At 70.3% G+C, this 24,508-nt stretch carries 21 protein-coding genes; 14 read left to right on the forward strand and 7 right to left on the reverse strand.

Going from position 1 to position 24,508, the window contains the following annotated elements; translation table 11 throughout:
* The first annotated feature begins 15 nt into the window (after nt 1-15).
* Complete coding sequence (locus tag ACWEPL_RS48890; RefSeq protein WP_363979446.1) at nt 16-726, forward strand: FadR/GntR family transcriptional regulator; 711 nt, start codon at nt 16-18, stop codon at nt 724-726.
* Here ACWEPL_RS48890 and ACWEPL_RS48895 read toward each other — a convergent pair.
* Nucleotides 723-1,310, reverse strand: a complete 588-nt coding sequence (locus tag ACWEPL_RS48895; protein WP_452440332.1) for an HD domain-containing protein — start codon at nt 1,308-1,310, stop codon at nt 723-725. The two genes, ACWEPL_RS48890 and ACWEPL_RS48895, sit on opposite strands and share 4 nt — an antisense overlap.
* A gap of 37 nt (nt 1,311-1,347) precedes the next feature.
* Here ACWEPL_RS48895 and ACWEPL_RS48900 point away from each other — a divergent pair, with 37 nt between their 5' ends.
* Together ACWEPL_RS48900 and ACWEPL_RS48905 are read left to right on the forward strand one after the other, a co-directional pair.
* Nucleotides 1,348-2,202 carry a DUF4429 domain-containing protein gene (locus ACWEPL_RS48900; protein ID WP_452440333.1) on the forward strand — a complete coding sequence of 285 codons (855 nt, stop codon included), beginning with the start codon at nt 1,348-1,350 and terminating at the stop codon, nt 2,200-2,202.
* Between the two features lie 54 nt (nt 2,203-2,256).
* On the forward strand, nt 2,257-2,685 hold the full coding sequence (locus ACWEPL_RS48905; protein ID WP_350728266.1) for a nucleoside deaminase: 429 nt from the start codon (nt 2,257-2,259) through the stop codon (nt 2,683-2,685).
* Between the two features lie 75 nt (nt 2,686-2,760).
* On the opposite strand, the gene ACWEPL_RS48910 is transcribed toward ACWEPL_RS48905, so the two are convergent.
* On the reverse strand, nt 2,761-3,969 hold the full coding sequence (locus tag ACWEPL_RS48910) for an NAD(P)-dependent malic enzyme (protein WP_363979437.1): 1,209 nt from the start codon (nt 3,967-3,969) through the stop codon (nt 2,761-2,763).
* Nucleotides 3,970-4,289: 320 nt separating this feature from the next.
* On the opposite strand from ACWEPL_RS48910, the gene ACWEPL_RS48915 reads away from it, so the two are divergent.
* Nucleotides 4,290-5,702 carry an acyl-CoA carboxylase subunit beta gene (locus ACWEPL_RS48915; RefSeq protein WP_350728268.1) on the forward strand — a complete coding sequence of 471 codons (1,413 nt, stop codon included), beginning with the start codon at nt 4,290-4,292 and terminating at the stop codon, nt 5,700-5,702.
* Between the two features lie 12 nt (nt 5,703-5,714).
* On the forward strand, nt 5,715-5,924 hold the full coding sequence (locus ACWEPL_RS48920; RefSeq protein WP_363979434.1) for a DUF5988 family protein: 210 nt from the start codon (nt 5,715-5,717) through the stop codon (nt 5,922-5,924).
* Nucleotides 5,925-6,182: 258 nt separating this feature from the next.
* Here the strand turns inward: ACWEPL_RS48920 and ACWEPL_RS48925 are convergent, their stop codons facing one another.
* Complete coding sequence (locus ACWEPL_RS48925; RefSeq protein WP_452440334.1) at nt 6,183-7,850, reverse strand: 2-isopropylmalate synthase; 1,668 nt, start codon at nt 7,848-7,850, stop codon at nt 6,183-6,185.
* A 209-nt stretch (nt 7,851-8,059) separates the two neighbouring features.
* Between ACWEPL_RS48925 and ACWEPL_RS48930 the strand changes: the two genes are divergently transcribed.
* Nucleotides 8,060-8,938, forward strand: coding sequence for a UbiA family prenyltransferase (locus ACWEPL_RS48930; protein ID WP_350728271.1), 879 nt, complete (start codon nt 8,060-8,062; stop codon nt 8,936-8,938).
* A 16-nt stretch (nt 8,939-8,954) separates the two neighbouring features.
* Here the strand turns inward: ACWEPL_RS48930 and ACWEPL_RS48935 are convergent, their stop codons facing one another.
* Both ACWEPL_RS48935 and ACWEPL_RS48940 read right to left on the reverse strand, forming a co-directional pair.
* Nucleotides 8,955-9,884 carry an aldo/keto reductase gene (locus tag ACWEPL_RS48935; RefSeq protein ID WP_363979430.1) on the reverse strand — a complete coding sequence of 310 codons (930 nt, stop codon included), beginning with the start codon at nt 9,882-9,884 and terminating at the stop codon, nt 8,955-8,957.
* 211 nt (nt 9,885-10,095) lie between these two features.
* Complete coding sequence (locus tag ACWEPL_RS48940; RefSeq protein WP_452440335.1) at nt 10,096-12,840, reverse strand: AAA family ATPase; 2,745 nt, start codon at nt 12,838-12,840, stop codon at nt 10,096-10,098.
* Nucleotides 12,841-13,740: 900 nt separating this feature from the next.
* Here ACWEPL_RS48940 and ACWEPL_RS48945 point away from each other — a divergent pair.
* From ACWEPL_RS48945 to ACWEPL_RS48955, 3 genes are all read left to right on the forward strand, one after another.
* On the forward strand, nt 13,741-14,688 hold the full coding sequence (locus ACWEPL_RS48945) for a sensor histidine kinase (RefSeq protein ID WP_355199580.1): 948 nt from the start codon (nt 13,741-13,743) through the stop codon (nt 14,686-14,688).
* Complete coding sequence (locus ACWEPL_RS48950; protein ID WP_355199581.1) at nt 14,675-15,337, forward strand: response regulator transcription factor; 663 nt, start codon at nt 14,675-14,677, stop codon at nt 15,335-15,337. The genes ACWEPL_RS48945 and ACWEPL_RS48950 overlap by 14 nt, the downstream gene beginning before the upstream one ends.
* A gap of 133 nt (nt 15,338-15,470) precedes the next feature.
* Entirely contained in the window at nt 15,471-16,202 is a 732-nt protein-coding gene (locus ACWEPL_RS48955) for a 4'-phosphopantetheinyl transferase family protein (protein ID WP_350728276.1), read from the forward strand.
* A 222-nt stretch (nt 16,203-16,424) separates the two neighbouring features.
* On the opposite strand, the gene ACWEPL_RS48960 is transcribed toward ACWEPL_RS48955, so the two are convergent.
* Nucleotides 16,425-17,264: an ABC transporter permease gene (locus ACWEPL_RS48960; RefSeq protein ID WP_452440336.1), complete on the reverse strand. Its 840-nt coding sequence runs from the start codon at nt 17,262-17,264 to the stop codon at nt 16,425-16,427.
* 8 nt (nt 17,265-17,272) lie between these two features.
* Entirely contained in the window at nt 17,273-18,118 is an 846-nt protein-coding gene (locus ACWEPL_RS48965; RefSeq protein ID WP_350728278.1) for an ABC transporter ATP-binding protein, read from the reverse strand.
* Nucleotides 18,119-18,279: 161 nt separating this feature from the next.
* Between ACWEPL_RS48965 and ACWEPL_RS48970 the strand changes: the two genes are divergently transcribed.
* The 5 genes from ACWEPL_RS48970 (at nt 18,280) to ACWEPL_RS48990 (ending at nt 24,376) form a co-directional block, all read left to right on the forward strand.
* Nucleotides 18,280-18,996 (forward strand): ABC transporter ATP-binding protein, encoded by a 717-nt coding sequence (locus tag ACWEPL_RS48970; RefSeq protein WP_350728279.1) that lies wholly within the window; start codon nt 18,280-18,282, stop codon nt 18,994-18,996.
* Nucleotides 18,993-19,715 (forward strand): ABC transporter permease, encoded by a 723-nt coding sequence (locus ACWEPL_RS48975; RefSeq protein WP_452440337.1) that lies wholly within the window; start codon nt 18,993-18,995, stop codon nt 19,713-19,715. The genes ACWEPL_RS48970 and ACWEPL_RS48975 overlap by 4 nt, the downstream gene beginning before the upstream one ends.
* Complete coding sequence (locus ACWEPL_RS48980) at nt 19,712-21,013, forward strand: sensor histidine kinase (protein WP_452440338.1); 1,302 nt, start codon at nt 19,712-19,714, stop codon at nt 21,011-21,013. Before ACWEPL_RS48975 ends, ACWEPL_RS48980 begins: the two co-directional genes overlap by 4 nt.
* 3 nt (nt 21,014-21,016) lie before the next feature.
* Nucleotides 21,017-21,652 carry a response regulator gene (locus ACWEPL_RS48985; RefSeq protein ID WP_452440339.1) on the forward strand — a complete coding sequence of 212 codons (636 nt, stop codon included), beginning with the start codon at nt 21,017-21,019 and terminating at the stop codon, nt 21,650-21,652.
* A gap of 219 nt (nt 21,653-21,871) precedes the next feature.
* Nucleotides 21,872-24,376 carry a PEP/pyruvate-binding domain-containing protein gene (locus tag ACWEPL_RS48990; RefSeq protein WP_452440340.1) on the forward strand — a complete coding sequence of 835 codons (2,505 nt, stop codon included), beginning with the start codon at nt 21,872-21,874 and terminating at the stop codon, nt 24,374-24,376.
* The last annotated feature ends 132 nt before the right edge of the window (nt 24,377-24,508 follow it).

Raw genomic sequence — 24,508 nt, forward strand, 5'->3', positions numbered from 1 at the left:
GCGAAAGGAATTTCCATGGCCACAGTCCCGCGTCCGGCGCGGCCGAGCCGTGCCGTCGAGGCCCAGGAGGGCGTCAAGGACCTGATCGTCCGGCGTGGACTGGTGGCCGGCGACCCCCTGCCGACCGAGTCGGAGCTCATGGAGGAGCTGCGGGTCAGCCGCAACTCGGTCAGGGAGGCGCTCAAGGCCCTGCAGGCGGTCGGCATCGTGGACATCCGCCACGGCTTCGGCATGTTCGTGGGCCGGATGTCGCTGGCGGGGCTGGTGGACGAGCTGACCTTCCACAGCCGCATCACGCTGCAGAACGGCAAGAACCACCTGGCCAACCTGATCGAGATCCGCGAGATCCTGGAGAGCGGCCTCGTCGAGCGCCTCATCGAGCTGGGCCCCGAGGCCGACCTGACGCCGGTCGCCGACGTCATCGCCAGGATGGAGGCCGAGGCGCCGATCGGGCCGGTCTCCCCCGAGACCGACCGCCTCTTCCACGACCTCCTCTACCGCCCGCTCGGCAACCCGCTGGTGAGCCAGCTCCTGGGGGCGTTCTGGGACGTCTACTACCAGCTGCGCGACGAGCTGGGCGCGCCCGACGAGCCGCCGGGCGACGTGGTCAGGCGCCATCGCGACATCTACACGGCCGTGCTGGCCGGCGATCGGGGCGCGGCCGTGGCCGCCGTACACGCCCATTTCGAGGGGGTGCGCAACCGCGTGGCCAGGATCGGCGGCTAGTACGCGCTGAGCCGCTCCACGCGGGGATGCCAGCGCGTGCGCCACTCCCCGAACCACCGGGCGAACCAGGGGTGGGCGCCGGCCAGCGGCATGATGTAGGCCACGGTCTCCAGGTAGTAGCGCCGCTGGAACCGCCACGGCATCCGCTGCAGCTCCTGCACGTTGCTCACCCGGTCGGCCAGCTTCACGAACACCGCGTGCAGCGGCGCCTGCACGAGGGTGCTCAGGTAGTCGACCTTCGCGACCCCGCGCGGCTTGGTCACCCACCGCACGAGCTCGGCCACGCCGGCGCCGTACCTGCGCGCGATGTCCGCCTCGGTGCACGGCGTGTCCTCCAGCACGTCGTGCAGCACGATCGCCACGAGCACGTCCCGGTCGGTCAGCTCGGCGCCGACCACGGCCACCTCCAGCGCCTCGAGCAGATGCTCCACGTACGGGCGCCCGGTCGGCCGCTGCTGCACCCCGTGCTGCGCGCGGGCGAACGCCACCGCGTCACGCAGGGACTCCGTGGTCCCCGGCGGGAGCGCCTCGCTCAGGGGGCCTTCCGCCTGCGCCCAGGACGACCAGCTCGTGAAGATCTCCATCCCGCTCCTCTCGTCCCGCGTGTCCTAGGCTGAGAATATGGCCGAGATCGCCGTCGCCGACGGCTCGTGGACGTTCAACGGCGAGTTCCTGCGCATCGTCCCCGGAAGCGACAAGGGCGTGCACGAGCTGCGCAGGACGCTGGGCGAGATCGTGGTGCCGCTGGAGGCGATCGCGAGCATGGCGTTCGAGCCGTCGCGCAAGGGCGGCCACGTGCGGATGCGGCTGCGCAAAGGGGCCGACCCGCTCTCCGACGCGGTCGCGGGGCTGCTCGGCCCGCCCGCCGACCCGTACCGGCTGACCGTCCCCAAGAGCCGCGCCGGCGCGGCCGAATACTTCGCCGACGAGGTCCGCGACACCCTGCTCGTCTACCAGACGCCCACCGCCGCCTGCGAGGACTACCTCCTGGCCGGGCCCTCCGTGCCCGTCTCGGCCACGGCGGGCGACGGCACCGCGCTCTTCGACGGCGAGCGGGTGCGGCTGGAGTGGACCGGGTTCGCGAGCACGGAGAAGGAGAAGGCCGGGCCGCAGGAGTTCCCGCTGACGGACGTGACCGGCGTGGAGTGGAAGCCGCAGTCCGGCATGGGTTACGGCACGCTGCGGTTCCGCGTCAAGGGCGAGGGGGCCGCGCAGCCGCCGCAGAAGGACCTCCACTGCGTGTCGTGGGGCATCCAGCGCTTCGGCGGGACCACCGCCCTGGTCGCCGCGGCCGTGCTGGCCCGGCTCCCGAGGGAGGCCGAGCTCCCGCCTCCCCCGCCCGTCTCCGACGACGTGCACGACGCGGTCCTGCGCCGCCTGGGGGAGCTCGGGGAGCTGCACCGGTCCGGGGTGCTGACCGACGAGGAGTTCGCGGCGGCCAAGCAGGCCATGATCCGCCGCCTCCAGGAGACGTGACCCCGCCCGAGCGGGGCAAGATGTGGCCAGATGCCCAATATCGGAGGACCTAGAGTGACCCACGACGAAGAGAAGCTCCTGCGCCGCGCCATCGAGCTGGCCGCGGAGGCCCGTGCCGGCGGCAACCCGCCGTTCGGCTCGCTGCTGGCGGGCCCGGACGGCTCGATCCTGGTCGAGGAGCGCAACAGCTCGCTCACCGACCGCGACATCACCGCGCACCCGGAGCTGAAGCTGGCCCGCTGGGCCGCCCGCGAGCTCGACCCCGCGGCCGCGGCCACGACCACCATGTACACCAGCTGCCAGCCGTGCGGGATGTGCGCGGGGGCCATCGCCCGTTCGGGCCTGGGCCGCGTCGTCTACGCGCTGTCCGGCGATCAGCTCAACGGCCTCAAGCCGCCGGGCAGCGCCTTCGTGGACCCGCCCGTCGAAGGCCCGGCCCTGTACGACGAGGCGCGCGTACCCGTCGAGGGCTACTACGTCTGACCCTTCACGGTTCATCCGGCCACTCCGCCTCCGTGTCGTCGGAGGCGGAGAGGCGGGCGCCCCGGCCGGTGCGCCTCAGAGGCCGCGCAGGCGGGCCACGCCGTCGCGGCGGGCCTGGTCGGCCACCGCCGCGGCGACCGCGGGCACCACCCGGGGGTCGAACGGCTCCGGGATGATCCGCTCCGCCGACAGCTCCTCCTCGATCACGCTGGACAGGGCGTGCGCGGCGGCCATCTTCATGTTCTCGGTGATCTCCACGGCCCGTGCCGACAGGGCGCCCCTGAACACGCCGGGGAAGGCGAGCACGTTGTTGATCTGGTTGGGGAAGTCGCTGCGCCCGGTGGCCACGATGGCGGCGTGCTCCAGCGCGATCCCCGGGTGGATCTCCGGCTCGGGGTTGGACAGGGCGAACACGATGGAGCCCGGCGCCATCGACGCGATGGCCCGCTCGCTGATCGTCGAGCCCGACAGGCCGATGAAGACGTCCGCCCCGGCCATGGCCTCCTCGGTCGTGCCGGTGTGGCCCGACTGGTTCGTGCAGGTCGCGATCAGGGCCTTGTACGTGTTGAGGTCGCCACGGCCCTGGTGGATCACACCCTTGCTGTCGGACACGATGACCTCGGAGATGCCGGCCTTGAGCAGCATGCTCGTGACCGCGAGCCCGGAGGCGCCCGCGCCGGCCACGACGGCCCGCAGGTCCCACAGCCGCCGCCCGGTCAGCCGTGCCGCGTTACGCAGCGCGGCCAGCACCACGATCGCCGTGCCGTGCTGGTCGTCGTGGAAGACCGGGATGCCCAGCCGCTCCTTGAGCCGGCGCTCCACCTCGAAGCAGCGCGGGGCGCTGATGTCCTCGAGGTTGATGCCGCCGAAGGACGGGGCCATCCGGGCGATCGTCTCCACCAGCTCGTCGACGTCCGTGCAGTCGAGGCAGATGGGCACCGAGTCCACGCCCCCGAACTGCTTGAACAGCAGCGACTTGCCCTCCATGACCGGCATGGCCGCGGTGGGGCCGATGTCGCCGAGCCCGAGCACGGCGGTGCCGTCGGTGACCACGGCGACCACGTTGGACCGCCAGGTGTAGTCGTCGGCCAGCTCCGGCCGCTCGGCGATGGCCGTGCACACGCGGGCCACCCCCGGCGTGTACGCGAGCGACAGGTCGCCGGCGTCGCGCACCGGCACCGACGGGCGCGTCTCCAATTTGCCGCCCTCGTGCAGGCGGAAAGCCGGGTCCTGGTCGAGAAGCGTGGCGAGGCTGATGGCCGGCGCGGTGATTTCGGTCGTCATCCGGAGCTCCTAGAACCGCAGCATCCGGCCGGACGGGGTGCGTAAGTCAGGCACCTCGTTCCACACCGTGGTACGCGCCGGGCGCGCCTTTTTGAGCTGTGCACGTTTCATGACGTCCATGCCTTTCTGCGCGGCCCCGTCCGCTACGTCGATGTGATTAACAACACAACTCGAGTGTCACACGGGCGGCCATTCCCGGTTACCCCATGTCCCCCCTATATCGGAGCCACCCCCTGGTAAGAGGTACGAGGCAGTAGGGGTTGTCCGGGATAGGGGTCGGTCGGGAAATTCGAAGGACAGATACCTGCGAAAGGACAACGATGACGGTCCTGACCGCTTTTCCCACGGAAGCACCACTCGATCCGCGGACGCCATCGGCACGCCTCTCGCGGCTCCTGGATCCCGGCTCCATGGTGCCGATGCCCGGCGACGAAGAGAGCGGCGTGCAGGCCGTACACGGTCTGATCGACGGCTCGCCGGTCATCGCCTACTGCACGGACGCGACGCGCATGGGCGGCGCGCTGGGCTGGGCAGGCGCGAATCGCATCGTCGAGGCCATCCAGCTGGCCGTCCGCCGGCGCTGCCCGGTGATCGGCCTGTGGCATTCCGGCGGCGCCCGGCTGGCCGACGGCGTGGAGTCGATGGACGGCGTCGGCCGCATGTTCGCCGCCATGACCGCGGCCTCCGGCCTGATCCCGCAGATCTCGGTCGTCCTCGGACCGGCCGCGGGCGCGGCCGCCTACGGGCCCGCGCTGACCGACGTGATCATCATGTCGGACGTCGCGCGGGTCTTCATCACCGGGCCCGACGTCGTCCGCAGCGTCACCGGCGAGGAGATCGACATGGCGGGCCTCGGCGGCCCGGAGGCGCACGGCCCCAAATCGGGGGTCGCGCACATCACGGTCGACTCCGAGCAGGCGGCCTACGACCGGGCCCGCCTGCTGACGGGGTTCTTCACCCGGCCCGGCCGGTTCGACTTCGCCGCGCTGAGCGAGCCGCGCGACCTGCGGGCCCTCCTCCCCGAGCAGCCGCGCCGTGCCTACGACGTCCGGCCGGTCCTCCGCGAGCTCCTGGACCCGGAGTTCCTGGAGTTCCAGCCCCGCTGGGCCCCCAACATGGTGATCGGGCTCGGCCGGCTGGGCGGGCGGGCCGTGGGCGTGATCGCCAACAACCCGCTGCGCAAGGGCGGCTGCCTCGACTCGCTCTCGGCGGAGAAGGCCTCGCGTTTCGTGCGCATGTGCGACTCGCTCGGCGTCCCGCTCGTGGTCGTCGTCGACGTGCCCGGCTACCTGCCCGGCGTCCAGCAGGAGTGGGGCGGCGTGGTCAGGCGGGGCGCCAAGCTCCTGCACGCCTTCGCCGAGTCGGTCGTCCCCCGCGTCACGCTCATCACCCGCAAGTCGTACGGCGGCGCCTACATCGCCATGAACTCCAGGTCGCTGGGCGCGACCGCGGTGTACGCCTGGCCCGATGCGGAGGTGGCGGTCATGGGGGCCGAGGCGGCGGTCGGCATCCTGCACCGCAAGCGGCTGGCCGCGGTGCCCGAGTCCGAGCAGGCGGACCTGCACGCGCGACTGGTGGAAGAACATCGGCGGACGGCCGGCGGGGTCGAGCGGGCGATGTCGCTCGGCGTGGTCGACGCGGTCGTCTCGCCTCTCGAGACCCGGCTCCGGCTGGCGGAAGCACTGGCATCGGCACCGCAGGACCGCGGCTGCCACTCCAATATCCCGCTCTGAATCGAGGAGACCATGTCGAACATCAAGGTAATGCTCGTCGGCGGACCGAACCACCTCCCGGCCGAGCAGCGGATCGTGACCATCGCGAAGTTCTGCGAGAAGATCAAACTGCCTTTCGGCAGCGGGTACGAGCACTTTCTCCACAATGGCGAGCGCATGCGCGTTGACGGGCAGGAGGTGCCCGCCTACCACTGGATCATGCGGACGGCCATTGCCGAGTGACAGGTGACCGCCTAAGGGTTCGCTAGGGGTGGGAAAGCAGCCGGACCGGCGATTCAATATGAGTAGTCGGGTTTGACGGATGTTTATCCCGCCGGAGAGGTGAGGCATTGATCTAGACGGCACTTCCCCTTTTGCGAAGCCCCCAGCAGAACGAGAGCCACCGCCCTGAATAAAATGGACGGTGGCTCTCGTTCTTGCTTTTCACGTAAAAACGCCGCGACGGCCGCCTTTCGGCGGCCGTCGGCGTGTCCTCCGGCATCAGCTGGCGTTCGCGAGCGTGACCCCCGTCCGGCCGCTCCGCCTGGCGGCCGAGCCGACCGCGGCCAGGGTCGCGTCGACCACGTTGGTGTCCACGCCCACGCCCCAGACCGTCGTGCCGTCCACCTTGCACTCGGCGTAGACCGTCGTCTTCATGCTCGTGACGCGCTCGGTGCCGTCGGCCCGGTGCACCGCCCGCACGTCGACGCCCCAGGGCGCCATCGTGGCGCCGATGGCCCGCACGGCCTGCTCCTGCTGGCCGTCCATGTGGAGCGTCGCGGTGATCCGGTCGCCCCGCCCCAGGGTGTCGGTCCGGACCTGGCCGGTGAGGTACTCCTGCTCGAACAGCGCCCAGATCTCGTCGGGCGTCAGCTCGCTGCCCCGTGCCTCCGCCCGGGCCTGGACCAGCCCGGCGAACTCCCGCTGCAGCTCGCGGGGCAGCCGCATCCCGTGCCAGGCGCTCATGACGTACGCGATGCCGCCCTTGCCCGACTGGCTGTTGATCCGCACGATCGCCTCGTACGTGCGCCCGACGTCCTTGGGGTCCACCGGCAGGTACGGCATGCTCCACGGCATCTCGTCGACCTCGACGCCGCTCTCGCCGGCGGCCCGCTCCAGGTCGTCGAAGCCCTTCTTGATCGCGTCCTGGTGCGAACCGGAGAAGGCGGTGTACACGAGCTCGCCGCCGTAAGGGTGCCGGGGGTGCACGGGGATCTCGTTGCAGAGCTCGACGGTGTCGCGGATCCGGTCGATGTCGGAGAAGTCGATCCCCGGGTCCACCCCGTGGGTGAACATGTTCATGCCGAGCGTCACCAGGCAGACGTTGCCCGCCCGCTCGCCGTTGCCGAACAGGCACCCCTCGATGCGCTCGGCCCCGGCCAGCAGCGCCAGCTCGGACGCGGCCACCCCCGTGCCGCGGTCGTTGTGCGGGTGGATGGACAGGCAGACGTGCTCCCTGCGGGAGAGGTTGCGGTCCAGCCATTCGATCTGGTCGGCGAACACCGAGGGCAGGGAGCGCTCGACGGTGGTGGGGAAGTTCAGGATGATCGGGCGGCCGGGGCCGGTCTCCCACACGTCCATGACCGCCTCGCAGACCTCGAGGGCGAAGTCCGCCTCGGTCTCGTTGAACAGCTCGGGCGAGTACTGGTAGCGCAGGTCGCAGTCCGCCAGGTCCCGCTCGGCGTACTTCATCATCAGCCGGGTGCCCTGCACGGCCAGGTCCTTGCACTGGGCGCGGTCCATGTTGAACACCACGCGCCGGAACAACGGCGCGGTCGCGTTGTAGAGGTGGAACGTGGCGCGGGGGGCGCCGGCCAGCGCGGTGACCGAGCGCTCGATCAGCTCGTCCCGCGCCGGTACGAGCACCGAGATCCATACGTCGTCCGGGATGCGGTCCTGCTCGATGAGCATCCGGACGAAGTCGTAGTCGTCCTGGCTGGCCACGGGGAATCCGACTTCGATCTCCTTGTAGCCGAGGTCGACGAGCAGCTCGAACATCCGCAGCTTCCGGGCCGGCGACATCGGGTTGGCCAGCGACTGGTTTCCGTCGCGGAGGTCCGTCGACAGCCAGCGGGGCGCCGCCACGATCCTCTTGTCCGGCCAGGTACGGTCGGGCAGGGCCAGCGGGGTGAAGTTCGAATAGCGCTCGACGGGACGGGTCGGGGCCATCGTGAATCTCCTTCGCAGGTCTCATGGTGTGGCTCTAGGAGATCTCCGCACTCAACGTACAAGCGGCGACGGGCCCGCGAACAGGTCGGGGATCATGAGAGTGCCGGTCCTGACCAAGGGATTCCGCAGGGGTATCGAGAGTGCGCGCCCCCGGTATCTTTCGACGCACCCCCCTTCTCCGGCCCCTGCCGGCCCTGCACACTCCGATCATGGCGACTATCGAACCGGCGATCCGGCGAGGCGGTCTGTGTTTCGCGGAGGCGCGGCCTACAGTGCAGTTCATCTTCCTGCTGCGCTTCCTCACCGGCACGGCGCTGTGCGCCTCGGTCGCCGGCGATGACGGCCACCTGGGCAGAACGGTCTGGGGCGCCGCGGCATGGGTGATGATGATCTTCGCCGTCTACCTCTTCAACGGCGTCATGGACGTGCCGGAGGACCGGCTCAACGGCTCACGCAGGCCCATCGTCCGCGGCGACCTGCCGCCGGGCTTCGCCAGCGCGGTCGCGATCGGGGCGGCCCTGCTGTCGCTCGCGGCCGGCTTCGCGCTCGCGCCGCTGATGGGCGGCATGCTCGCCGTCGTGCTGACGCTCGGCTACCTCTACTCGGGCCCGCCGTTCCCGCTCAAGCGCAGCTCCGGCGGCACGGTCCTGACCGGAGGTGTGGCCACCCTGCTCACCTACTACGGGGGCGCCTTCTCCTACGCGAGCGAGATCAGGAGCTCGCTGATGCTGGTCGTCTTCGTGCTCGCCGCCTCGCTGTGGACCGCTCTCGTGGGCTCGACGACCAAGGACCTGCCCGATATCGAGGGCGACGCCCGCGCCGGGCGGATGACCTTCGCGGTCATGCACGGCGAGCGCGTCCTGCGGCTGACGATCTGCTGCACGGCGATCGGGCTGGCGCTGGCCTTCGCCGCGGCCGTCCTGCTGCTGAAGCTCCCGCTGTGGCCGTCCGCGCTCGCCATGATCGGCGGGGCGCTGGTCATCACGGTCCTGTGCTTCAAGGGCCGCCGCCGCGAGCCGTACGGCGCCTTCATGGCCACCCAGTACGCGCTGCACGGCCTGGCGATCCTGCCGCTCCTCCTCATCTGACAGGCGGACCGGCCGATCAGACCGCGCAGTCCGCGCCGGTCGAGCCGGGCGGGAAGGCCTCCTCCACCCGCCGGCACACCGTCTCGGTCAGCAGGAGCCTGACGGAACCCACGTTCATCTCCAGATGGACCGGGTCGCGCGTGCTGGGCACCGGCACCACGTCCGGCCCCCGCGACAGCAACCAGGCCAGGGCCAGGCGGCCCGTGCTGACGTCCATGTTCGCCGCCTCGGCCTGCAGCCGCCGGAGCATCGCACCGTTGCGCGGGAGGTTGTGCGGCGAGAACCGGGGATCCGCCCGGCGAGGGTCGGCCGGGCCGAGCCGCGAGGGCGACAGGCTGCGCCCGGTCAGGAAGCCGCGGCCCAGCGGCCGTCCGGCCAGCACGCCGATCCCGAGCTCGCGCGCCACCGGCAACTGGTCGAGCTCGACCGTACGGTGCCAAAGGGAGTATTCCATCGCCAGGGCGGCCATCGGATGGACCGCGTGCGCCCGGCGGAGCTCCTCCCCCGTCACCCCCGACAGGCCGACGTGGCGGGCCTTGCCCGCGGTCACCAGGTCCGCCAGCTGGTGGGCGGTCTCCTCGACCGGTACGGACGGCTCCTCGTGGCTCGCGATGTAGAGGTCGACGTAGTCGACGCCCAGGCGCTTCAGCGAGGCGTCGCACGACTGCGCCAGCTCGCCGCAGCCGGTACCGCGCCGGACGGTCCGCGTCGCCAGGAGCACGTCCTCGCGCCAGGGCCGGACGGCCTCGCCGACGAGCCGCTCGACCTCCCCGTCGGCCTGGTCGTCGGACATGTCGAGCAGCGTCACGCCCACGTCGAGAACGTAGTGGATCAACGCCAGGGACTCCGAGCGGTCCACGTCGCCGTACACGCCTGAGAGGGCCAGACACCCGAAGCCCAGACACGAGGTGATCAGCCCCGCATCGCCCAGCCTTCTGCTGTCCACGACACTCCCCTCCATTTGGCCGTCACGTTATACATACGATCTGCGGGCCGCGATTGTGCCACAACCCCTATCCCCCCTGTGGGCGGATGAATAAGGGGAGAATCTTTCCCGTTTAAGCCGCCTGACACAGAACGCAACGATCAGTTATACACCCAGTTAATGGAGCTGCCCACCGCGCGGACTCCGCGCGGTGGGCAGGATCTGGGAGGGGTTAGCGGACGGTCGGGCTCAGCTCCAGATCGGTGGGAAGATCCGATCTCTGAGTGATTCCGAGCTTGCGATAGATGCGCGTCAAGTGCTGTTCCACCGTACTCACCGTGATGAACAGCTTGGCCGCGATCTCCCGGTTGGTGTAGCCGACCGAGGCCAGGCCGGCGACCCGGCGCTCGGCGTCGCTGAGGATCGCCACGACCCTGCTGATCTCCGCGTTCTGCCCGTCGCCGGCGGAGGAGCCGTCACCGGCCAGCGCCTGGCTCAGCGGCTGGGCGCCGCACTCCTGCGCGAGGATGCGCGTACGGCTGGCGATGATGCCCGCCCTGCGGAACTCCCCGACGCTGTGGAACGCCTCGGTGAGCTCGAACAGCGACCGGGCCAGCTCGTAGCGGTCGCCGCAGGCCTGCAGCCGGTCCGTGGACTGCCGCAGCAGCATGGGCCGGTGCCGGAGCTCGCTCGTGGCGGCCAGCAGGCGCAGCGCGACCCCTTGCGTACGGGAGGCCATGGGGCCGCAGCGCGACAACTGCTCCTCGACCAGGGAACGGGCCTCGTCGTGCTCGCCCATCCGGATGAGCGCCTCGGCCGCGTCGGCACGCCAGGCGATGAAGCCCGGCATGTCCATCTCCCACTCGCCCATGAGCTCGCCGCAGAAGCGGAAGTCCCGCAGCGCCGCCGCCGGATGGTCCACGGCCAGGTGGTAGCGCCCGCGGGCGTGCAGGTAGTGCAGCCCGAAGCGGGTGCGCAGCATGGCCTCCGGGACCGCGGTGTTGACCTGGGCGAGCGCCTGGTCGTACTGCCCCATGGCCGTGCTGGCCAGCATCAGGTTGGCCAGCGGGGAACCCACGGTCACCCCCCAGCTGGCCGGCGGGATGAGCTCCAGGGCCAGGCGCGCGGACGAGGCCGCGGTCTCCAGATCGCCGCGCCGCATGGCGATCTCGGCGCGGATCGCGGTGAGCCGGGCCCGGCGGGCCGGCGCGCTGCGGGACTGCGCCTCCTCGATGAAGGCGTCGCACCACGGCGCCGCCTTGTCCGGCCAGCCGCCGTAGGTGAGCGCGAGCAGCGAGCTCTCCACCGTGTCCATGGACATCTCGTCCAGGCGGGAGCTGTGCAGGATCCGCTCCACCGTGGCCAGGGTGCGCTCGCGGGGACCGCGGGTGAGCACCGAGGTCAGAGCGTTGATCGCCTCCAGCCGCCGGCTCACCCGCACCGGTAGGACGGCCTCCTTGTTCTGCTCGGTGGTCGCCCTGTTGACGTGGGCGAGCAACGGCGGCGCCGAGGCGCGCAGCCACAACCGGGTGCCGACGAGCTCGGCCACGGTCTGCGGCTCGGTGTCGCCGCTCTCCTTCAGGTGTTCGAGCACCTGGCAGGCGTCGTCCACCTTGCCGTGCCAGAGCAGCGCCCTGGCCAGGACGACCGCGTCGCTGCCGCGCAGGGTGCCGTTGTGCAGGGCGTCGGTCAGCTCGGCGATGTGCTCGGCCGGGGTGCTGGGGTTGATGCGCCACTCCGCGCGCATCAGGAGCGTGGCGATGGTCGTACGCCGCCGCTCGTCCGTGCAGCAGCGCCAGGCGAGCTTGAGATAGTCGACGGCCTCGTCCACGAACCCGTCGTCCAGCCGGTGCAGCGCCGCGGCCTCCAGCACGGGGACGGCCCACGGCAGGTCGGTGGCGTCGGCGCCGACCAGGTGCTCGGCTATCGCGACGTCGTCGGCCGCCTCCAGGTGCAGCAGCTCGGCGGCCCTGCGGTGCACGCTGCGCCGCATCTCGTCGCCCAGCTCGGCCAGCACCGTCTCCCTGGCGATCTCGGCCCGGTAGTGGCCCGACTCCAGCAGGCCGGCGGTCTCCAGCCAGCGGGTGGCCTGGGCGACCGTCGTGCCGTCCGCGTCGACCAGGCGTTGCAGGAGCTCCGGGTCGTCCAGCACCGCGAGCCAGCCGGCGACCTGCAGGAGCGCGGGGTCGGCCCGGTGCAGGCAGGACAGCACGGCCTCGCCGTAACGCTCGGCGGGGGCGCCGCCGCTCGTCCCGAAGTCCTCGATCAGGCCCCTGAGCAGGAGCGGGTTGCCGCCGCTCAGCGCGTACCAGTCCGGTGCGACGGCTTCGGCCGCCGCCTCGCCCAGGTGCTCGGCCGCCATGCTCACCACCGCGTCGTACGACAGCGGCGCCAGCCTTACGGCCGTGCAGTGCGGCTGGCGCAGCATCTCGGTGGCGAAGAAGCCGTGGGTGTGCGGCCGGTAGTCGGTCTGGCCGAACACCGCCATGAGCGGGGAGTATCTGGCCCTGCGGACGAGGTAGGACAGGCAGAGCAGCGAGGCCCTGTCGGCGAGGTGGACGTCGTCGACGACGATCACCAGCGGGTGGCGCTCGGCGAGCGAGAGCAGCACCGCGGACAACGAGTGGACGATCTGGGCGTCCACCTGTTCAAAGCTCTCCCCCTTCGCGGGGGAGGCCATCTGCGCGCCCTCTCGCAGCAGGTCCGCCGCGAGCGCGCGTACGTCTTCCTGTAGCGGCGCGTTCTGGAAGAGCTGGCCGAGCACGCCCAGCGGCAGGTCGCTCTCCGCCCGGGTGGCCGAGGCCACCAGCGGCAGCGCGCCGTGCTCCAGAGCCTGCTCGGCGAAGGCGTGCAGGAGCTCGCTCTTGCCCGTCGCAACGACTCCCGTCACCATTGCGACCCGGCCCTTGCCGCCCACGGCCTCGGTGAGGAGACCTTGCATGGAGGCCATGGCGGTGTCTCTTTCGTACAGCCCCATGTTGGACACCCCTTTTAGAAAGGCAATTTCCGGCCGGAAGGGGTTCTGAGGTCCAAGGAGCCATTCAGCTCTTTTTTCGGCTTCGAATTCACGATCCGTCGGACTTGCCGCATGACCCTCAACCTCTTCCGTATCCGGTTATGGGTTGACGGTCATCACGTTAGGTGTCAGTTCGGGGTGCCCACAATATGGCTTATCCTTAATAACGCCCGCCGCTCCACACGGACCAGTCCGTCTCCAACTTTCGGACCAACGGGTGGTCCGAGTCGATCGGCCGGGCGGTCGCCTCGGTGGGGCGCCTCGGTGCGGCACCAGGCCCTGGGCCACCGTCCGCGGCCCCGCGGCCAGGGGTGGGCCGAGGCCCGGCCGTCCCGGCGAAGCGCTTGAATCATTTATTACCCACGCGTCAACATTGACCGAGCAGCGCCAATGTGAGCCGTGCTCATGTCGATCTGGGCCTTACCGACCGCGGCAGCTTCACATCTCACAAACGACCCCTATTGGACGGTGAGCACAAGATCGACCCCGCCTCCCCGGGCTCCGGAGGCCCCCGCCGAGCCGCCACGAGATAGGGCACCCTAAGTCACGAAATATTGACATTCCTACGTCGCAGGCATTCCCACTGGTCACAGGGCTCGCGAGCCCGGAGCGCAGCCCTGCGGCGCCTCGGGGCCTATGTTCATACAGTTGCCTACTCATCAGTGTTGACCCAAGATGTAAGCATTCGTGCATTTCCAAGGGGACATGGTGGGAGAAATTGCGCAAAGGGGCGAGCATGATGCCACGGGGACGGCGAATCTTATCGAGGAGTGTCGAGCCGACATACTGAGCAAGTACGAGCAGGGACTGGCCTCGATCGGCAGCGTGCTGATCAGGGATCAGCACACGAAAGCCCAGGTCATGGCTAACGCGGGCGAGATCCTGACAGAGATGGCCGGCACGCTGCGAGCAGGTCGCTTGCTCGACGACGAGACGTCCCGTTTCCTGTCCTGGGACATCGGCGTGTCCAGAGCGTCCGCCGGTATCCACCCGAGAGAGTCCCTCCTGGCCGCGTCGGTCTTCTTCCGCGCCGCATTCACTACTCTTAGTCACCGACTTCAGGACGACACCCAGGCCGCCAGGCTGCTCAGGCTTGTGGTGACGGCTCTGGAACAGAGCATCTCCCTGCGGATCAGAGAGGCTTCAAGCAGCTACACCGGGTTCTTGCTGAACCAGGTGACCGAGGCGCAGATGGCCGAGCGCCGCCGGATCGCCAGGGAGTTACACGACCGCATCGGCCACAGCCTCAGCGTCGCCCAGCGCCAGCTGGAGCTGTCGAACCTCTACCGGCCGTCCGAGCCGGCCAAGGCGCTGGCCAAGCTGGAAATGGCGCAGCAGGCCATCCAGGAGACGATGTGCAGCCTGCGCCAGGTGACCTCCGACCTCCACCCTCCCGACGGGAGGACCCTGGAGAAGGGACTGCTCGGCTACCTGGACGTGATCGGGACCGACGACGTACAGGTCGAGCTCGTCGTCAACGGCGACCAGAGCTGGGCGCCCCCGATCGTCAGCGAGGAGTGCCTGCTCATCCTGCGCGAAGCGGCCCGCAACGCGCTCACCCACGGAGACCCTTCGACCATCTTCATCAGGATCGACGTCGCGCCGCACGAGCTGATCGCCTCCGTGATCGACGACGGCTGCGGCTTCGACCCGAGCCAGCAGGCGCCCAAGGGCAGCCTGGGCCTGTCGTCCATCCGGGAACGCACCCAGCTGCTCGGCGGCACGGTCAACATCGTGAGCGAACCCGGCAAGGGGGCAAGGGTCGACCTCGCGGTGCCCATCCAGAGGCGACCCGATGATCAGGAGTGAGCAACCGACCACAGTGGCCATCGTGGACGACCACGCGCTCTTCCGCGAGGGCCTCAGGGAGATCCTGGAGTCTCAGGAGGGGCTGGTCGTGGTGGGCGAGGCCGGCACCTCCAGCGGCGCGCTCAAGATGGTGGCCGACAAGAAGCCGGACATTCTCCTGCTCGACGTGGAGATCCCCGGCGACTCCGCCACCGACACCGTGACCCGCCTGCGCATCCAGTCACCGAACACGCAGATCATCATCCTGAGCATGTACGACGGACCGCAGCTGCTGCACCGGCTCCTGGCCGCCGGCATCCGCGGATACCTGCTGAAGAGCGTCCACTGGCACGAGCTGGTCTCGGCCATCCGCAGCGTGCACGACGAGCCGGAACGGGTCGTGCTCGCCGTCTCCCGCGAGAGCCTCGCCCAGATGGAGAGCACACCGTCCGAGGTGCTGACGAGCAAGGAGCGGGAGGTCCTCGAGCTGGCCGCGCAGGCGCTCAGCAACCGGCAGATCGCCGCCCGCATCAACACCACGGAAGCCACGGTGAAGCGCCACCTGCGCAACATCTTCGTCAAGCTCGGGGCCGCGTCGCGCATCGACGCCGTCAACCGGGCGATCGACGCCTCACTGATCACACCATCACGGACACGATCCGACAATTAACCCCAAATCGCCATATATCTGTATAAATCAGACCCCCTTCCCGGGGTAGGTTCACCCCGCAACCGTCTCCGGAGAGCCCGAGAAGAAGCGCCCGAACATTTTCTTCCGCGAAGGCCCTGCCTAGCGTGGAATTGTGAACACCAATGCATTCATCGGGAGCATCCTCCCGCCGTGGGTGGTGGCGGTCGACACGTTCGACGACCACGACGCGGTGCTCTTCCCTGCGGAAGAAGAGGTGATCAGCCGATCGGTGGAGAGCCGGCGCAAGGAGTTCGCCACGGCACGCATGTGCGCCAGGACCGCAATGGGGCTGCTCGGCCTGCCCGAGCAGCCCATCCTGCCGGGCGTGCGCGGCGAACCTCAGTGGCCGACGGGCTTCGTGGGCAGCATCACCCACTGCGCCGGTTACCGCGGCGCCGTCCTCAGCCCCGGCACCGACACCATCACGATCGGCATCGACGCCGAGCCCAACCAGCCGCTGTCCTACGGCGTCCTGGAAGCGGTCTCCCTGGCTGAGGAGCGCAAGTCGCTGAGCGCGCTCGCCGCCGACTACCCGGACGTCGCCTGGGACCGCCTGCTGTTCTCGGCGAAGGAGTCGGTCTACAAGGCCTGGTTCCCGCTGGCGAAGCGGTGGCTCGACTTCGAGGACGCGATCCTCACCTTCAACCCGGTGCAGGGCACGTTCTCCGCCCGGCTCCTGGTGACCGGGCCGCACGTGGAGGGCCGGCAGCTGATGGGCTTCTCCGGCACGTGGAAGGCCCAGGACGGCCTCATCGTCACCGCCATCGTCAAGGCCTCCGGCCCCGCCACCCGCCGCCACCGCGCGGCGCACAGGCGCCCCGCCGCCCAGCCCGTCAAGGCCTGACCCGGCCGGACGGCGCGGCCCACTCCTGCCGCGCCCGATTCCCCATCTCCCGGCCGGGTACCGGGCGTGTCGCGCGCCCTCCTCTCCCCGCGACCGCGAGGCGCGTGAACGGCTCCGGCGGCGGCACGTGAGAACCCACCAACGCGAAAGCCCGGCACAGAGGCCGGGCATGCGATTGACGGTGGCGTTCAGGCGACCCGCCACCGTCACGAGGATTCGAGGTCAGCTGTCCTTCGCCGTCCAGCGGAACGTCTTCAGGCACAGTAGCAGCGCGCCGACGCACCAGGCGCCGAGCACGAGAGCGGTCATCGGGAGCTGCCACGAGCCGGAGGGCTCCAGCGCCGCCGCGTGTTCCGGCAGGAACACCGAGCGCATGCCCTGGGTGATCCACTTGAGTGGGAACAGCGACGCGAAGAACTGGAGAATGCCCGGCACGTCGGAGAAGGGCATGAAGACGCCGGAGCAGAACTGCACGATGAGGAACGGCAGCGTGATCACCGCGTTGGCCCCGCGCGTCGACTTCGGCAGGCTGCCGGCCGCGATGCCCAGCAGCGCGCAGGCCGTACCACCCAACAGCAGGACCCAGGTGAACGTCAGCCACCGGTCGAAAGAGGTGGGCACCTGGATGCCGAACAGCAGCGCTCCCACCGTGACCAAGATGGCCACCTCGGCGACCATGCACACCAGGACCTGGATGACCTTCCCGCCGAAATACGCCATCCGTGGCAGCGGCATGCCGTAGAGCCTCTTCAGGGTCCCGTCATGGCGCTCCAGGGCGATGTTGATGCCCAGGTTCTGGAAGGACGTGCCCATCACGCCGGCGCCGATCATGCCTGCCGTGAGGATCTGGGCTCCCGTGATCCCGGCGATGGCCGGCTTGTTGATCTGCATCGCGCCGAGCAGCATCAGCATGATCGCCGGAAGCGAGAAGATGACGATGAACTGGCTCTTGGTGCGGAAGAAGCTTCTGAGCTCCAGCCCGCCGCGCTTGAGCGCCAGGCCCCAGGCGCCGGGCAGGCCCACCGAGCTCGCGGCGGGGATGCGAGTCGTCGGTCTCGACATCGTGGTTGTCACGGCTGGTCTCCGATCAGGCCGAGGTAGATGTCTTCGAGGGTCGGCCGGGTCACGGCCAGCTCCGGGATCTCCCCCTCGAACTGGCGGCCCAGCTCGGCGACGACCTGCGTGGGCGTCGCCGTCTTCACGCTGCGCTCCCCGTCCGGGCCGGCCCAGCTGACGGTGGCCATCGCCTGCGCGCGGCCGGCCAGCGTGGCCGGCTCCCCCAGCGCGACGACCTTGCCCCCCACGATCACTCCCACCCGGTCGGCCAGCGCCTCGGCCTCGTCCAGGTAGTGCGTGGTCAGCAGGATGGTGGTGCCCTCGTCGGCCAGCTGCGAGATCAGGTCCCAGAACTGGCGGCGCGCCACGGGGTCGAACCCGGTGGTGGGCTCGTCCAGGAAGACCAGCTCGGGATTGCCCACGACGCCGAGCGCCACGTCGACCCTGCGCCGCTGGCCGCCGGAGAGGTGGCGGGTGCGGACGTCGGCCTTGCCGGTGAGCCCGACGAGCTCGATCACGTGGTCGGGGTCGCGCGGGCTCGGGTAGTAGGTGGCGTAGTGGTGCACCATCTCCCGGACGGTCATCTCCGCGGCGTCGGTGGCCGACTGCAGCACGATGCCGAGTCTGGCGCGCCAGGCCCTGCCGGCCTGGCCGGGGTCCTCGCCGAGCACGCTGATGTCGCCGGCGTCGCGGCGGCGGTGCCCTTCGAGGATCTCAACAGTGGTCGTCTTGCCTGCGCCGTTGGGGCCGAGGAGCGCGAACACCTCACCCCTGGCGATGTCCAGGTCGACGCCGTCAATGGCGACCACGTCGCCATATCGCTTGCGCAGCTCACGTACCCGCACCGCTGTATCGCTCATACCCATCAGGGTTGGGGATCGGCTCCGCCACCGACACCCCTATTTAGGGTTTCACCTGGTCAAACGTCTAAGCCGCAGGTCGGACCCCAAATCAAGGAGCTGACCCCCTATCAACCGTTCGGAGGATGTCGGAAGTCGCGGCCACCGATGATTCTGTAAACATGACAGTCATCGAAATCGAGGGCATGAGTAAGAGCTACCGAGGCAAGCAGGTTCTCGAGAGCGTATCCCTGAAGGTGGAAAAGGGCGAGATCTTCGGGATCGCCGGCCCCAACGGCGCGGGCAAGACCACGACCGTGGAGTGCATGGCGGGCCTGCGGCAGCGCGACGGCGGTGTGCTGCGCGTGCTGGGCCTCGACCCGCAGACCGACCGGCGCCGGCTCCTTCCGCGCGTTGGCGTTCAGCTGCAGGAGGCGGCGCTGCCGGACGCGCTCAAGGTGGGCGAGGCGCTGAAGATGTATGCCTCCTTCTACGAGAAGCCCGCCGACTGGAGGGCGCTCATGGACGAGTGGGGGCTGACCGAGCGGCAGCGCTCCAGCTTCAGGAGCCTGTCGGGCGGTTGGAAGCAGCGCCTGTTCATCGCGCTGGCCCTGGTCGGCAACCCGGAGGTCGTCTTCCTCGACGAGCTCACCACCGGTCTGGACCCCTCGGCCCGCCGCATGACGTGGGGCCTGGTCCGCGAGATCCGCGACCGCGGGGTGACCGTCGTGCTGGTCACCCACTTCATGGACGAGGCCCAGGCGCTGTGCGACCGCATGGCGATCATCGACCAGGGCCGCGTCATCACCCACGGCACCCCGGGCGAGCTGAAGGCCCAGGGCCGTACCGAATCGCTCGAGGACGCGTACTTCGCTCTGACGGGAGGGCAGGCGGCATGAGAGGCATCACTCAGGTCATCTCGGTCGAGCTCAAGCTGATCGCACGGGACCCCATGTCGGCGTTCTTCGCGCTGGCCTTCCCCGCGATCATGCTCTGGGTCAAGCTGCGCAACGGCGGGTCCCTTCCCAGCGGGCTGTCGCTGGCGGACGCCAACGTGCCCATGCTGACCACGTTCGTCATCGGCATGGCCGCGCTGGTCATCCTGCCGGCCACGGTCGCCCAGTACCGGGAGCGCCTGGTGCTGAAGCGGCTGCGGGCCACGCCGGCCTCGCCCGGCATGCTGTTCGGCGCCCAGTGGGTCGCTCACATGCTGCTGGCCGTGTTCGGCACGGCGCTGCTGGTGGCCATCGGCTTCTTCATCTACGGCGCGTCGGCCCCCGCCAACGTGGGCGGCGTGGTCGTGGCGTGGCTCCTCGCCGCGCTGAGCCTCAGCGCCATCGGCTTCCTGCTCGGCGCGGTGGTGCCCTCCGGCCGCGGCGCGACCGTGATCGGGCTGAGCCTGTTCTTCCCGATGGTCTTCATCTCCGGCGCCATCATCCCCCGCGAGAGCATGGGCGGTTCGATGCGGGCGATCGGAGACCTGACCCCCATGGCACCCGCCGTCCAGGCCATCCGCGCCGGCTGGGAGGGCCAGGCGCTGTCCCCGATCTCGCTGGCGGTCATGCTCGCGATCTGCCTCGTCGCCGGCGGCGTCGCCATCAAGGCCTTCCGGTGGTGAGCAGCATCGACCGTGAAGGGCCGGGGCCGGTGGTCACCTCCACCGGCCCCGGCCCTTCACGATGGGACCGGGTCTGGCCCTATCTGCCCTACCTGTTCATCCTGCTCCCGGCAGGCTTCTCCCTGCTGCAGAACTGGCGGCCGGACACGCTGGTCCTGGCGCTGTTCGCGATGGCCTGGCACTGGTTCATGGTCGGCGCGCACCCGGAGTGGATCAAGCACCACCTCGTCGCGCTCGTCTACTTCGCCGTCCTGCTCGCCGCCATCGGGGCGCTGGTCAGCATCGACTCGGTGTTCACGGTGGCCGGCCCGGCGGTGTTCATCCAGTCCTTCGCGCTGCTGCCCCGCTGGTGGGCCTACGCCGGGGTGGTCGCGACCGCGGGGGTGCTGGTCTCGATGCGGCCGGAGGCCGGGCGGAGCCCGGGCCAGATGCTCTTCTCGTTCCTGGTGGCCGCCCTGGTCGCCTCCGCGGTCGGCCTGGTCGTCCAGACCATCTCCGACCAGAACGAGAGCCGCAGGGTGATGATCGCGCAGCTCCAGGAGACCGGCGCGAGGCTGGCCGCCCTCGCGGCCGAGAACGCGAACCTGCAGGCCCAGCTGCTGACCAAGGCCCGCGAGGCCGGAGTGGTCGGGGAGCGGCAGCGGCTGGCCAGGGAGATCCACGACACGATCGCGCAGGGTCTGACCGCCATCGTCACCCAGGTGGAGGCCGCCGAGGAGGCGCTCGACGACGTCAAGGCGGCTCGTGCCCGCCTTGACACGGTTCGCATGCTGGCCAGGGACAGCCTGAAGGAGGCCCGCCGGTCGGTGCAGGCCCTGCGCCCCGCGCCGCTGGCCGAGTCGCAGCTGCCGGCCGCGCTCCAGGACGTCTCCGGCAAATGGTCGCAGGCCAGCGGCGTGACCTCGTCCCTGGAGGTCACGGGCGAGGCCCGGCCGCTGCACGCGGAGGTGGAGATCACCCTGCTGCGGGTGGCGCAGGAGGCGCTGGCGAACGTCGCCAAGCACGCTTCCGCCGGACGAGTTGCCCTCACTCTGTCGTACATGGAAGATGTCGTGGTGCTGGACGTACGCGACGACGGAGCCGGTTTCGCCCCCGAGCCACCGGGCCTGCCGGCCGCGCACGCCTCCGAGGCGGGCGGTTTCGGCCTCCTGTCCATGCGCCAGCGCGTGACCAGGCTGGCGGGCGACTTCCAGATCGAGTCGGCCCCCGGCGAGGGCACCGGCATCTCCGCCGCCGTCCCCGCCATCCCCGCCGAAACGGGCCTCGAGCCATCCGACCGATCCAGAAACGCCGGGTGAGACATGCCGATTCGGCTGATCATCGTGGACGATCATCCGGTCGTCCGCGACGGGCTGCGCGGAATCTTCACCGACGACGAGTTCGAGGTGGTCGGGGAGGCGGGTGACGGGTTCGAGGCGCTGGCCGTGGTGGAGCGCACCAATCCCGACGTCGTGCTCACCGACCTGCGCATGCCGAGGATGAAGGGCGCGGAGCTCATCCGCCGGCTGCGCGAGCAGGCGCCCGAGGTGCGCGTGCTCGTGCTGACCACGTTCGACGACGACGTGGACGTGCTGCCGGCCATCGAGGAGGGGGCGACCGGCTACCTGCTCAAGGACACCCCGCGCGCCGAGCTGCGCCGCGCCGTGCAGGCGGCGGCGCGCGGCGAGACCGTGCTGTCCCCCTCCGTGGCCGGCGTGCTGACGCAGAAGCTGCGCGCGCCGCGCCAGCAGCCTCTCAGCCGCCGCGAGCTGGAGGTCCTGTCGCTCATCTCCCGGGGCGCCACCAACCGCGACGTGGCCAAGCGGCTGTTCATCACCGAGGCCACCGTGAAGACGCACCTGCTGCACATCTTCGCCAAGCTCGAGGTCAACGACCGTGCGGCCGCCGTCGCCGCCGCCTACGAGACGGGCCTGCTCAGGCCGGGCGCCGACAGCTGATTAAGGGCGCCTAGGGGTGTGCCGCCCCTCCGGCCGCTTCGTACCGTGGAACAGGCGGCCGTTCCATCTCTACCCGAGGGCACCTTTCCTGCCCCGGACGCGACGAGTCAAGCGGTGTGTCAAATGTGACCACCGCATTTCCTTTTCCCCTGATGAGTTCTTTCGCGTGCCGCCGAATCGGTTCCTGAAGATCGTCCGGAAGGATTTGGAGATGAACTCATGAACACGCTTGCCCTGGCCGACCCGAGGGCCGAGCTGGAGATCGTCGGCGGCAAGGGGGAGTCCCTGGCGCGCCTGGCCAGGGCTCGGCTGCCCGTGCCGGCGGGTTTCCACGTCACCACCGGCGCCTACCGCGACTTCGTGACCCGCCATGGTCTGCGCGAGGCGATCCTGTCCGGGGACGCCGAGGAGATCCAGGCGCTGTTCGCCGGGTGCGAGATCCCGCCGGAGATCGCCGAGGACATTCTGGCCTCGTACGCCACGCTGGGCGAGGACGCCGCGGTGGCCGTCCGGTCGTCGGCGACCGCGGAGGACCTGCCGGGGATGTCGTTCGCCGGGCAGCAGGACAGCTATCTCAACATCCGCGGCGCCGAACAGCTCCTGGACGCGGTCAGGCGCTGCTGGGCCTCGCTCTGGACCGACCGGGCGATCGCCTACCGCGACCGCCACGACATCCCGCGCGACCAGGTGGCCATCGCCGTCATCGTCCAGGAGCTGGTGCCCGCCGACGCGGCGGGCGTGCTGTTCACCGAGGACCGGGTCTCCCCCCACGACCGGCTGACCATCAACGCCGCATGGGGTCTGGGCGAGGCGGTCGTCGGCGGCCTCGTCACGCCCGACACGATCACCGTCGACCGCGCCGGCCTCACGGTCGTCGAGGAGCGCATCGCGTCCAAGGCCGTCATGACCGTGCGCACCCCGGACGGCACCCGGGAGGAGCCCGTCCCGCCCGCCAGGCGCGACGAGCCGGTCCTGACCCCGGCGCAGGCGACCCGGCTGGCCGAGCTGGGCCTGGCGATCGAGGAGCTGTACGGCCGCGCGATGGACATCGAGTGGGCCCTGCACGACGGGCGCCCGCACATCCTCCAGGCCAGGCCGATCACCGGCCAGCGCGAGGTGTGGAACGACTCGCTCCAGGGCGACTACCTGTGGACCAACGGCAACCTGGGCGAGGCCATCCCCAGCGTCATGACGCCGTGCACCTGGTCGCTCGTGCAGGCGTTCATCGCCGAGATCATGGTCGTCGGCGACCTCGGCGGCCACCCCATCTGCGGGAACATCGGCGGCCGCGTCTACATGAACATGAGCCTGACCGCCTCCCTCGGCAAGGCGCTCGGCATGACCAAGAAGATCAAGGACTCCCAGGAGCCGATCTACGGCAGGCTGCCGGAGGGAGTGGGGACCCCGCTGCTGCCGATGTCGCGCTGGCAGACCCTCAGGGCGGCCAGGCCGATGGCGGGCGGCCGGCGCGAGATCCAGAAGCTCGTTGCGCGGATCCCCGAGTACATAGCGGACGCGCCCCGCCGCACGGAGGAGCTCCGCGCCATGATCGCCGAGAGCGACGACCTGGTCGCGCTCTGGCAGAGCGAGATCGAGCCCAGGTTCGACGAGTGCAACCGCATGCTGGCCGCCGCGGCCCGCCAGGACGCCGGCTCGCTGGTCTACCTCGGCGCCCGGCTGACGAAGCTGGTCGGGGAGGCGGACGCCACCGTGCTGATGTCCGGCATCCAGGCCAGGGACGGCCGGCTGGAGAGCCTCGGCCCGCTGCTCGGGCTGGCCCGGCTCAAGCGCGGCGAGATCTCCCGCGAGGAGTACGTCCGCAGGTACGGGCACCGCTGCCCGGACGAGTTCGAGGTCTCGGCCGCCCGGCCGGTGGAGGACCCGGCGTGGATCGACGAGCAGCTCGCCGCCCTCACGGTCGACCCCACCGAGCTGCTCGAACGCCAGGAGGCGGCGAGCGCGGCGGCCTGGCGGCGCTTCCGCGAGCGCCACCCGAGGCAGGCCGAGAAGTTCCGCCGCCAGATCGACCGCTGGGAGGCGATCGTCCGCTCCCGCGAGGAGACGCGGTCGGAGATGATGCGCGGCTTCTGGATGGTGCGCGATTTCGTCCTGCGTGCCGGCGAGGTGACCGGGCAGGGCGACGATCTGTTCTTCCTGACGGTCGAGGAGATCCTGGGCGTGCTGCGTGGCTGGAACCGGCCGCTGTCGTACGTCGCCAGGCGGCGGGCCACGTACGAGCTGTACAAGGCGCTGCCGCCGTACCCGGGCATCATCCGCGGCCGGTTCGACCCCGAGCGGTGGGCCGCGGACCCGCACCGGCGCGGCGACGTGTTCGACGCCGAGGACACGGCGGCGCCGCCGTCGCAGACCATCAGCGGCTTCCCCGGCGCGGCCGGCGTGGTCGAGGGGACCGCGCGGGTGCTGGCGTCGGTGGCGGAGGGCGACCGGCTGGGCGAGGGCGAGATCCTCGTGACGACCGTGACGAACGTGGGCTGGACGCTGCTCTTCCCGCGCGCGGCGGCGGTCGTCACCGACGTCGGCGCTCCCCTGTCGCACGCCGCGATCGTCGCCCGTGAGCTGGGGATCCCCGCCGTCGTCGGGACCAGGAACGCCACGATGCTGGTGCGGGACGGCGACCGGATCCGCGTCGACGGCAGCAAGGGCAGCGTCGAGGTGATCGGCGAGTCGGCGCGGGAGCGGGAGGAGGCGCTCGTCCTGAGCTGAGGCCACGCGGAAGGGGGCGGGGGGCGGACCGCCCGCGCGGCGCGCGTGGGTGGTGGGCGGGGTGGGAGCGGGGGGGGGGGGGGCGGCCGCCGCCCCGCCCCCCCCCCCACGGCCCGCCCTGGTGCACCCGCA

The organism is Nonomuraea sp. NPDC004186, assembly GCF_053603495.1.

Bases quoted from the DNA above. Each gene is read 5' to 3' on its own strand.
- ACWEPL_RS48890 (WP_363979446.1), top strand. From the start codon at position 16: ATGGCCACAGTCCCGCGTCCGGCGCGGCCGAGCCGTGCCGTCGAGGCC.
- ACWEPL_RS48895 (WP_452440332.1), bottom strand. From the start codon at position 1,310: ATGGAGATCTTCACGAGCTGGTCGTCCTGGGCGCAGGCGGAAGGCCCC.
- ACWEPL_RS48900 (WP_452440333.1), top strand. From the start codon at position 1,348: ATGGCCGAGATCGCCGTCGCCGACGGCTCGTGGACGTTCAACGGCGAG.
- ACWEPL_RS48910 (WP_363979437.1), bottom strand. From the start codon at position 3,969: ATGACGACCGAAATCACCGCGCCGGCCATCAGCCTCGCCACGCTTCTC.
- ACWEPL_RS48915 (WP_350728268.1), top strand. From the start codon at position 4,290: ATGACGGTCCTGACCGCTTTTCCCACGGAAGCACCACTCGATCCGCGG.
- ACWEPL_RS48920 (WP_363979434.1), top strand. From the start codon at position 5,715: ATGTCGAACATCAAGGTAATGCTCGTCGGCGGACCGAACCACCTCCCG.
- ACWEPL_RS48925 (WP_452440334.1), bottom strand. From the start codon at position 7,850: ATGGCCCCGACCCGTCCCGTCGAGCGCTATTCGAACTTCACCCCGCTG.
- ACWEPL_RS48930 (WP_350728271.1), top strand. From the start codon at position 8,060: ATGGCGACTATCGAACCGGCGATCCGGCGAGGCGGTCTGTGTTTCGCG.
- ACWEPL_RS48940 (WP_452440335.1), bottom strand. From the start codon at position 12,840: ATGGGGCTGTACGAAAGAGACACCGCCATGGCCTCCATGCAAGGTCTC.
- ACWEPL_RS48945 (WP_355199580.1), top strand. From the start codon at position 13,741: ATGGCTAACGCGGGCGAGATCCTGACAGAGATGGCCGGCACGCTGCGA.
- ACWEPL_RS48950 (WP_355199581.1), top strand. From the start codon at position 14,675: ATGATCAGGAGTGAGCAACCGACCACAGTGGCCATCGTGGACGACCAC.
- ACWEPL_RS48960 (WP_452440336.1), bottom strand. From the start codon at position 17,264: ATGTCGAGACCGACGACTCGCATCCCCGCCGCGAGCTCGGTGGGCCTG.
- ACWEPL_RS48965 (WP_350728278.1), bottom strand. From the start codon at position 18,118: ATGAGCGATACAGCGGTGCGGGTACGTGAGCTGCGCAAGCGATATGGC.
- ACWEPL_RS48970 (WP_350728279.1), top strand. From the start codon at position 18,280: ATGACAGTCATCGAAATCGAGGGCATGAGTAAGAGCTACCGAGGCAAG.
- ACWEPL_RS48975 (WP_452440337.1), top strand. From the start codon at position 18,993: ATGAGAGGCATCACTCAGGTCATCTCGGTCGAGCTCAAGCTGATCGCA.
- ACWEPL_RS48985 (WP_452440339.1), top strand. From the start codon at position 21,017: ATGCCGATTCGGCTGATCATCGTGGACGATCATCCGGTCGTCCGCGAC.
- ACWEPL_RS48990 (WP_452440340.1), top strand. From the start codon at position 21,872: ATGAACACGCTTGCCCTGGCCGACCCGAGGGCCGAGCTGGAGATCGTC.